Below are 8,085 nucleotides of genomic sequence, written 5' to 3' on the forward strand. Positions count from 1 at the left end.
CCTCGACCGGCCGATACGGGCCCGGCTGGCGCCCGGTGGCCTGCTGGCGGTCACCGCACTCAGCGAGGTGGGTGCGTCGCCGGGGCCGTTCCGCGCGGCCCGCGGCGAGCTGACCGAGGCGTTCGGCGACCTCGACATCCTCGTCGCCGGCGAAGCCGACGGACACGCATGGCTGCTGGGTAGGCATACTTCGCCGTCCTGAGGGCAATACCCCCACGGCCATACGCCGCAAGGGGGAGCAGCCGATGACAGCCGAAGCGCCGCAGCAGACCGACCAGCCGCCGCCGCTCAAACGCCGCATCACCGGGCCGCTGCTGTTCATGTTCATTCTCGGCGACGTGCTCGGCGCAGGCATCTACGCCCTGATGGGCAAGCTGTCCGGCGAGGTCGGCGGGGTGCTGTGGGCGCCGTTGGTGCTGGCGCTGCTGCTGGCACTGCTGACCGCCGGTTCCTACGCCGAACTCGTGACGAAGTATCCGAAGGCCGGCGGCGCGGCGGTGTTCGCCGAGCGTGCGTTCAAGCGGCCCCTGGTGTCCTTCCTGGTGGGCTTCAGCATGCTGGCGGCGGGCGTGACGAGTGCCGCGGGTCTGGCGCTGGCGTTCTCCGGCGACTACCTGACGACGTTCGTGCCGGTGCCTGCGGTGCCCGCCGCACTGGTGTTCCTCGTGCTGATCGGCTGCCTGAACGCGCGGGGGATCAGCGAATCGCTCAAGAGCAACGTCGTGATGACGTGTATCGAGGTGACAGGCCTGGTGATCGTCGTCGTCACGGTGGCCGTCATGCTCGGTCGCGGCGGCGGCGACGTTTCGCGCATCGGCCAGTTCCCCGACGGCGCCAATCCGGCGCTGGCCATCCTGGGCGGCGCCATCATCGCCTATTACTCGTTCGTCGGTTTCGAGACGTCGGCGAACGTCGTCGAGGAGATTCGCGACCCCAGCCGGGTGTACCCGCGGGCGTTGTTCGGCGCGCTGGTGGCTGCGGGTGTCGTCTACGCGCTCGTCGGTGTCGCGAGCGCCATCGCGCTGCCGGACAGTGAGTTGGCGGAGTCGTCGGGCCCGCTGCTCGCGGTCGTGTCCGCCACCGGCGTGGGCGTTCCGGACTGGCTCTTCAGCGCCATCGCGCTCGTCGCGGTCGCCAATGGCGCACTCCTCACCATGATCATGTCCAGCCGGCTGACGTACGGCATGGCGCAGGAAGGTCTGCTGCCCGGTGCGCTGGCCAAGGTGCTGCCCAACCGGCGCACACCGTGGGCCGCGATCGTGGCGACCACCGTGGTGGCCATGATGCTCACGCTGGTCGGTGAACTGCAGACGCTGGCCGAGACCGTGGTGCTGCTACTGCTGTTCGTCTTCATCTCCACGAATGTCTCGGTCCTGGTGTTGCGCCGGGATACCGTGGAGCACGACCACTTTCGGGTATGGACCGCCGTGCCCGTACTCGGCGTCGCGTCGTGTGTGCTGCTGCTGACCCAGCAGAGCGGACAGGTGTGGATGTACGCCGGAATCCTGTTGGCCGTCGGCGCCGTGCTGCACCTGGTGGCGAAATGGAGCACGCGACGCGCCGCAGCGTGAGCAGGACACATTTCGATAACAACAGCCGACACGGCGGTCAAATGCGCGGACTCACCTGCAGGAAGCCCACACTGAGACGATGCCCGTAGAGGAAACAGCCTGGGACGTTCTGGTCTCACGCGACCTGGAATCCCGCCACTACGAACAACTTCGTGCCGCGCTCGCCGACACGATCACCAAACGTCTTCCCTCCCACAAGAAGTTGCGCCGCATCGTGGCGTGGTCGCAGAACGGCGGATGCCTGTTCCGGCCGCAACAGGGCGTCTGCCGCTACGCCGTGTCCTACGAAGTTGTGATGGCCGTCTGACTCGGTGGTGGATCACTGGGAACTGGTGGCGCGCGAGCAGATTCGTGACACCCTCGCCCGCTACCACTGGGCCGGTGACGCCGGCCGGATCGACGACCTGACCCGGACTTTCTGCCCGGACGGCACCCTCGAGGTGCGGAACGTCGCCACGATGTCCGGGCGCAGGGAGATCGCCGCCTTCCTCGGCGGCGTCACCGCCCCCGCGCGCCCTGGATCGGCACCGGACCTGCGACGCATCGTCCGGCACAACCTGTCCAACACCCAGTTCCTCCAGCTGACACCCGAAAGCGCGCTCGTCGCATCGTATTTCACCGTCATCACCGAGATCGGGCTGGATCACTGCGGACGTTACCGCGACACCCTGACACCGCACGACGGTGAGTGGCTCATCCAACGCCGGTTCGTGTCCACCGACTGGCGGGCATCCGACTCGACGATGGCGTCGCCGTCCTCGATGCACTGACCGGGTGTCGAACCGCCCCGATTCGGGCATCATGACGGTGATGTCCACATCACGCCGCCTCCTCGCCACGCTCTGCGCGGCCGTGGTCGCCTCGGCCGCCGGCTGTTCCGACGCACACGCCGTCCCGCCGCCGGCCGACCTGACCGTCACCGTGCTGGGCGAGCTCCCGCACGACACCTCGGCCTACACCGAAGGCCTCGAGATCGCCCCCGGCGCCGACGGGTCGGCGCTCTACGAGAGCACCGGCCTGTCCGGGCAGTCCGAGCTGCGCGAACTCGACCCCGCCACCGGCGCCGTCCGCCGCGCCGCGCCGCTGCCCGGCGGATACTTCGGGGAGGGCATCACGGTCGTCGGCGACCGTGTCTGGCAGGTCACCTACCGCGACGGGGTGGCGATCGAGTGGGACCGCGCCTCGCTGACCCCGCGGCGGGAAGTGCCGCTCACGGGCGAGGGGTGGGGCCTGTGCCGCGACGGGGACCGGCTCGTGCTCAGCGACGGCAGCGACCGGCTGCGGTTCATCGACCCGCGCGACTTCACCGAGACCGGCTCGGTGCAGATCACCCGCCCGGGCGGCGCGCCCGCCACCGGACTCAACGAGCTCGAATGTGTCGACGGCCAGGTGTGGGCCAACGTCTGGCCCACCGACGAGATCGTCCGCATCGATCTCTCCTCGGCGACGGTCGCCGCGAGCGCCGACGGCGCCGTCCTGCGCGACGGCGAACCCGCCGTGCAGGTGCTCAACGGCATCGCCCACACCGGCGGCGGCGAGTACCTGCTGACCGGTAAGAACTGGCCGGCCAGCTACCGGGTGCGGTTCGACCCCGTCGGCTGACCGTTCGTGACGTCAAGCAACACGCGTTGCCGCAGAACAGGTTTGGCGACCTTGCCGTTCGACGTCAGCGGCAGCTCGTCGACCAGCACGACGTGGCGCGGCCGCTTGAACGGCGCCAGCCGGGCCCGCACGTGGGCGATCAGGTCGTCCGCTGTCGGCAGGCTCCCCGCGCGCGGCACCACCACCGCACAGATCGCCTCGCCCCAGTAGGCGTCCGGAACGCCCACCACCGCCACGGCGGCGACGTCGGGATGGGTCGACAACACGTCCTCCACCTCGCGTGAGGACACGTTCTCACCGCCGGTGACGATCACGTCCTTGCGGCGGTCGACCACCATCAGCCGGCCGGCGTCGTCGAGGCGGCCGACGTCGCCGGTGCGCAGCCACCCGTCCGCGGTGGCCGGTGTCGAGTCCGGCCAGTAGCCGGGGGTGACCTGCTCGCCGCGGACCACGATCTCACCGGTTGCGCCGGCAGGCACCGGACGGCCGCCGTCGTCGACGACCGCGACCTCGACGCCGGGGTGCGGACGGCCCGCGGTGGCCAGCACCGACGGCGCGGACGCACCGGCGCGGTGTTCGTCGGGGCCGAGGAAGGTGACGTTGCCCGCTGTCTCGGTCATCCCGTAGCCCTGGTGGAAGTCGACCCGCAGCACGGCGATCGCCCGGCGCAGCAGGTCGGCGGGGATCGCGGCCGATCCGTAGGCGACCGACTTCAGCGTCGGCAGCGCCGTCCCGGTGCGGTCCAGGTGGTCGAGCAGGCCGTGCAGCATCGTCGGCGCCAGCGAGCAGGACGTCACCCCGTGGGTCGCCACGGCGTCGGCGAACGCCGTGGGCGAGAACTTCGCCATCAGCACCACACTGGACCCGGCGCCGTGGTGGACCAGCATGTTGTAGCCGGCGATGTGACACATCGGGAACGGCAACAGGTACACACCCCGGGTCACCGCCCGCCCCACGATGGTGCCGCGCACCGCGGCCAGCACCGAGCGGTGGGTGTGCAGGACGCCCTTCGGGGTTCCGGTCGACCCACTGGTGAACAGCAGCCAGGCGGGGTCGTCGGGCCGCGCCGGGCTCGGGCCCGCGGCAGGCCCGGCGGTGACCTGCCGCCACTGTGCGGAGTCCAGCTCGACGACGTGGCGGATCGACGGCACCCGCTCGGCGACGTCTCCGAGCGCCGCCAGGTGACGGCGTTCCGCGGCGAGCACCACCGGCGAGGCCGTCACCAACTGGCCGGTCTGCTCGGCGGCCGACAGCCGCTGGTTGATCAGTGCGAGCACCCGCCCGCCGCGCGGGACCCCGTAGTACAGCTGCGCGTAGGCCAGGCTGTTGTCGGCGATGACCGCGACGCGGTCACCCGGCGCGGACCGGTCGGCGACCCAGCCCGCCACCGCGGCGGCCTGCCGGTCGAGCTCCGCGAAGGTGGCCGACACGTTCTCCGTGAGCACCGCGGGCCGCTCGGGCGCCACCGCCGCCGCGTCCGCGATCAGGTGGTGCAACAGCTGTGCGCTCACCTCGGGACGCCCAGTGCCAGCACCGCGGCGTCGTCCTCGACTCCGGAACCGAGCCCCTGCAACAACGTTCGGGTCGCGGCGATGAAGTCGGCGGGGGTGGTCGGGGCGTGCGCGGCGGCGAACCGCAGCAGCGCCCCGTCGTCGTTGAAGCGTTCGACGCCCACGCCGGTTCGGGCCTCGGAGAGGCCGTCGGTGTAGAGCACGAGTGTGTCGCCGGCACTCAGATGCATTCGCGTCGAGACGAATCGGGCCGCGGTCACGATGCCTGCCGGCATCCCGCCGACGGAGTCCGCCTCGTACACCCCGCCGTCGGCGGAGATCAGCACCGCCGGCGGGTGACCACCGCCGGCGAGGTGGACGTCGAATCCGCCGGCACGGCGCTCCAGTACTCCGAAGAGCACCGTGCAGAACGGCGTGGTGCCGCCTTCGCGTTCCTGCTTGAGGACCGTGTCGAGATTGTGCAGCACCGCCACCGGATCGCCGTCGATCACCGCGGCCGCCCGCAGTGTGTAGCGGGTCAGGGAGGTGACGCTCGCCGCCTCGGCACCCTTGCCGCAGACGTCGCCGAGGAAGAACGCCCACCGGTCCTGACTGAGCGGGAACAGGTCGTAGAAGTCGCCGCTCACCTCCTCGGACGCCGGATGGTAGTAGGCGGCGGCGGCCAGTCCGGGCGGTGGTGTCAACGCCGGCGGCAGCAACGAGCGCTGCAACGTCCGTGCCAGCTGTTGCGCCCGCACGCGCTCCTGCTCGGCGCGCCTGCGTTCGGCCAGCAGTTCGCGTTCGTAGCTGCGCCGGTCGTGGGCGTCCTGAACGGCGATGCGCAACAGGCCGAGACGGCCGTCGGTGCCGCTGTCGGCATTGGCGGTGACCAGCATGGGCAGCCGGGTGCCGTCCGCCGCCACCAGGTCGAGGGTCACCCCGGCCAGGTGGCCCGCCGCGTGCAGCAGGGGAGCGAAGTGGGTTTCGAAGTGGATCCGTCCGCCGGCCGTGAACAGGTCGGTGAACGGGACGCCGACCAGACCGTCGGGGGAATGGCCGAGCCAATTCGCCAGGGTGGCGTTGACCGCGAGGATCCGCCGGTCCGCCGTGGCGAGCAGAATTCCGCACGGAGCGTTGTCGTACAGGTCTTCGATGTTCCAGTCCGGCTGCGCTGCAGCGGGTTCGGGGATCGTCACGGCGTCCGGGCGAATGCCGCGATCGCCTCGGCGGTGATGTCGGGCGCGCTCAGTTGTGGGCAGTGGCCGGTGGTGTCGAGGGTGACCAGCTCGCTGCCCTCGATGTGAGCCGAGACGTACGCGCCGACCTCGCGCGGTGCGAGCGCATCCTGTGCGCATTCGATCACCAGCGTCGGCACACTCACCCGGGACAGGTCGGAACGGTTGTCGGACAGGAACGTCGTGCGGGCGAACACCCGCGCGACCGACGGGTCGGTGCGGCAGAAGCTGTCCGCCAGTTCTTCGGACAGGTCGGGGCGGTCGGGCCGCCCGACGATGGTCGGCGCGATCGCGTAGGACCAGCCCAGGTAGTTGTCCTCCAGCGACTCGAGCAGTTCGTCGATGTCACTGCGCGCAAAGCCGCCGCGGTAGCCCTCGTCGTCGATGTAGCGCGGCGAGGGTGTCAGAAGCACGAGCTTGCGGACGCGGCCCGCGTCGGCGCCGACCGCGAGCACGCCCATCATGGCGGCCACCGAGTGGCCGACGAAAACCGCTTCCCGCAGGTCGAGGGCGGCGAGGACCTCGAGGATGTCCTCGGCGTAGGCCTGCAGCGAGCCGTAGCGCTGCTGGTCCCATGCCGAGAGATCCGACGCGCCGCAACCGACGTGGTCGAACAGCACCACCTGGAACTCCGCCGACAGCAGGTCGGTGACCCGCCACCACATGTTCTGGTCGCAGCCGAATCCGTGCGCGAGCACCACGGTTGGTCCATCGGCGTTGCCGACGACCTGCACGTTGTTCCTCGCGCGCACATCCATCGACGTCATTTTCGCATCCGCGGCGACGGGTGCAGGGCGGAACCCGGTGGTTGTCGCTCAGCCCGCCTGCAACGGGATCGTCGCGACCAGCGCCGTTCCGGCGCCGGGCGGGCTGCTGATCTCCAACCGGCCGGACACCGCGGCCACCCGGTCGCTGAGCCCGATCAGCCCGGATCCGCCGCCGGTGCTGGCGCCGCCCACCCCGTCGTCGGTGACCGACAGGCGTAGCGCGTCACCGCTTGCCCGCAGCCGCACCGTCACCTCGCCGGCGTGCGCGTGTTTGGCGGCGTTGGTCAGTGACTCCGCGACGACGTAGTACGCCGCCACTTTGACCTGTTCTGGCAGCGCGCGGTCGGTCGCCGGGTCCAGGTCGAGGTCCAGGGCGACCGGCACCGGCGAGCGGCGCGCCAGGGACTTCACCGCGGGGCCGAGGCCACCGCGCGACAGGATGGCCGGGTGGATTCCGCGGGACAGTTCCTGCAGGTCCCGGTGCAGTTCGGTGAGTCCGGTGACCGCCCGGTCGAGCTGGTCGCGGATGTCGGGCCGGTCAGCGGGCACGGCGGCCTCGACCGCCCGCAGATCCATCCCCAGCGCCACGATCCGCTGCTGGGCGCCGTCGTGGAGGTCGCGTTCGATGCCACGCCGGGCCTGGTCGGCGGCGGTGATGATGCGCGCCCGGGACGCTCTGAGCTCGGCCCGGTTCTCGTCGTTGTGAATCGCGGTGGCGACCAGATCGGCGAAGTCCCCGACCCGCGCCTCGCATTCGGGCGGCATCGGCTGCGGGCCGGCGGAGCCGACGAGCAGCGCGCCGCGGACCTGCCCGTCGACGATGACCGGGGCGCCCACCCCGGAGCGCAGGCCGAGGGCTCGCATCCGCTCGGCGATCGGCCCGTGCGCCTCGGCGTAGTCGTCGATGCGGGCGGGCTCGGCGGTTCGGCGGATCTGGGAGCTCAGGCTGTCCCCGGTGAGTGGGAAGCGTTCGCCCGCATTGAGTGTCGCGTCGTCCCTGCTGTCATGGGTGGCGAGCACCACGCAGTGGTCGTCGGCCTCGTACCGGACCAGCGTGACGTGCTGGACCTGCAGACCCGTGGCGAGTTCGGCCACCGCGGCCGGATGGACCTCGGCCGGATCGGCGCCGCGCGCCACCAGCGTCGCGACCTTTCGCAGCGCCGCCTGTTGAGCTGCCAGCGCGCTGACCTCGGCGTGGCTGGCCGCCAGCGCCTCGTTGATCGCCCAGCGATCGCGGGTCGCGGCCAGCAGGCCCTCCAGCGCGGGGATCATCCGGAGCACCCGCTGCTGCGCCGGTTTGGGCAGGCCGGCGGGGACCAGCAGCGTGCCGACCGGCTCGCCGTCGTCCTCCAGCGCGATCGCGGTCTGATCGTCGTCGCCGGCAAGGGTGTCGAGGTCGAGGTGCGCCGCGGGCAGGCCG

The 8,085-nt window shown here is 71.1% G+C and carries 8 protein-coding genes and 1 pseudogene; 5 read left to right on the forward strand and 4 right to left on the reverse strand.

Translation table 11 applies throughout. From position 1 onward, the window contains the following. The 5 genes and pseudogenes from Q2100_RS27810 to Q2100_RS27830 all read left to right on the forward strand — a co-directional run. Positions 1-202, forward strand: a pseudogene (locus Q2100_RS27810) (SAM-dependent methyltransferase); the annotation flags it as partial. A 43-nt stretch (positions 203-245) separates the two neighbouring features. Then, entirely contained in the window at positions 246-1,571 is a 1,326-nt protein-coding gene (locus Q2100_RS27815) for an APC family permease (protein WP_302916639.1), read from the forward strand. A 79-nt stretch (positions 1,572-1,650) separates the two neighbouring features. Then, on the forward strand, positions 1,651-1,878 hold the full coding sequence (locus Q2100_RS27820) for a hypothetical protein (RefSeq protein ID WP_264014519.1): 228 nt from the start codon (positions 1,651-1,653) through the stop codon (positions 1,876-1,878). A 7-nt stretch (positions 1,879-1,885) separates the two neighbouring features. Then, complete coding sequence (locus tag Q2100_RS27825; protein WP_302916643.1) at positions 1,886-2,341, forward strand: nuclear transport factor 2 family protein; 456 nt, start codon at positions 1,886-1,888, stop codon at positions 2,339-2,341. 31 nt (positions 2,342-2,372) lie between these two features. Next, positions 2,373-3,173, forward strand: coding sequence for a glutaminyl-peptide cyclotransferase (locus tag Q2100_RS27830; protein WP_302916644.1), 801 nt, complete (start codon positions 2,373-2,375; stop codon positions 3,171-3,173). Here the strand turns inward: Q2100_RS27830 and Q2100_RS27835 are convergent. The 4 genes from Q2100_RS27835 to Q2100_RS27850 form a co-directional block, all read right to left on the reverse strand. After that, a complete protein-coding gene (locus Q2100_RS27835; RefSeq protein ID WP_302916640.1) occupies positions 3,143-4,684 on the reverse strand; it encodes an AMP-binding protein in 1,542 nt (513 codons plus the stop codon). The genes Q2100_RS27830 and Q2100_RS27835 overlap by 31 nt on opposite strands. Further along, positions 4,681-5,859 (reverse strand): PP2C family protein-serine/threonine phosphatase, encoded by a 1,179-nt coding sequence (locus tag Q2100_RS27840; RefSeq protein ID WP_302916641.1) that lies wholly within the window; start codon positions 5,857-5,859, stop codon positions 4,681-4,683. Before Q2100_RS27840 ends, Q2100_RS27835 begins: the two co-directional genes overlap by 4 nt. Continuing rightward, positions 5,856-6,656 carry an alpha/beta fold hydrolase gene (locus Q2100_RS27845; RefSeq protein WP_269895665.1) on the reverse strand — a complete coding sequence of 267 codons (801 nt, stop codon included), beginning with the start codon at positions 6,654-6,656 and terminating at the stop codon, positions 5,856-5,858. Before Q2100_RS27845 ends, Q2100_RS27840 begins: the two co-directional genes overlap by 4 nt. A gap of 57 nt (positions 6,657-6,713) precedes the next feature. After that, a partial coding sequence (locus Q2100_RS27850; protein ID WP_302916642.1) for a GAF domain-containing sensor histidine kinase occupies positions 6,714-8,085 on the reverse strand: 1,372 nt, incomplete at its 5' end.

This window comes from Mycolicibacterium arseniciresistens (assembly GCF_030519285.1).
Taxonomy (GTDB): domain Bacteria; phylum Actinomycetota; class Actinomycetes; order Mycobacteriales; family Mycobacteriaceae; genus Mycobacterium; species Mycobacterium arseniciresistens.

Bases quoted from the DNA above. Each gene is read 5' to 3' on its own strand.
- Q2100_RS27815 (WP_302916639.1), top strand. From the start codon at position 246: ATGACAGCCGAAGCGCCGCAGCAGACCGACCAGCCGCCGCCGCTCAAA.
- Q2100_RS27820 (WP_264014519.1), top strand. From the start codon at position 1,651: ATGCCCGTAGAGGAAACAGCCTGGGACGTTCTGGTCTCACGCGACCTG.
- Q2100_RS27830 (WP_302916644.1), top strand. From the start codon at position 2,373: ATGACGGTGATGTCCACATCACGCCGCCTCCTCGCCACGCTCTGCGCG.
- Q2100_RS27845 (WP_269895665.1), bottom strand. From the start codon at position 6,656: ATGGATGTGCGCGCGAGGAACAACGTGCAGGTCGTCGGCAACGCCGAT.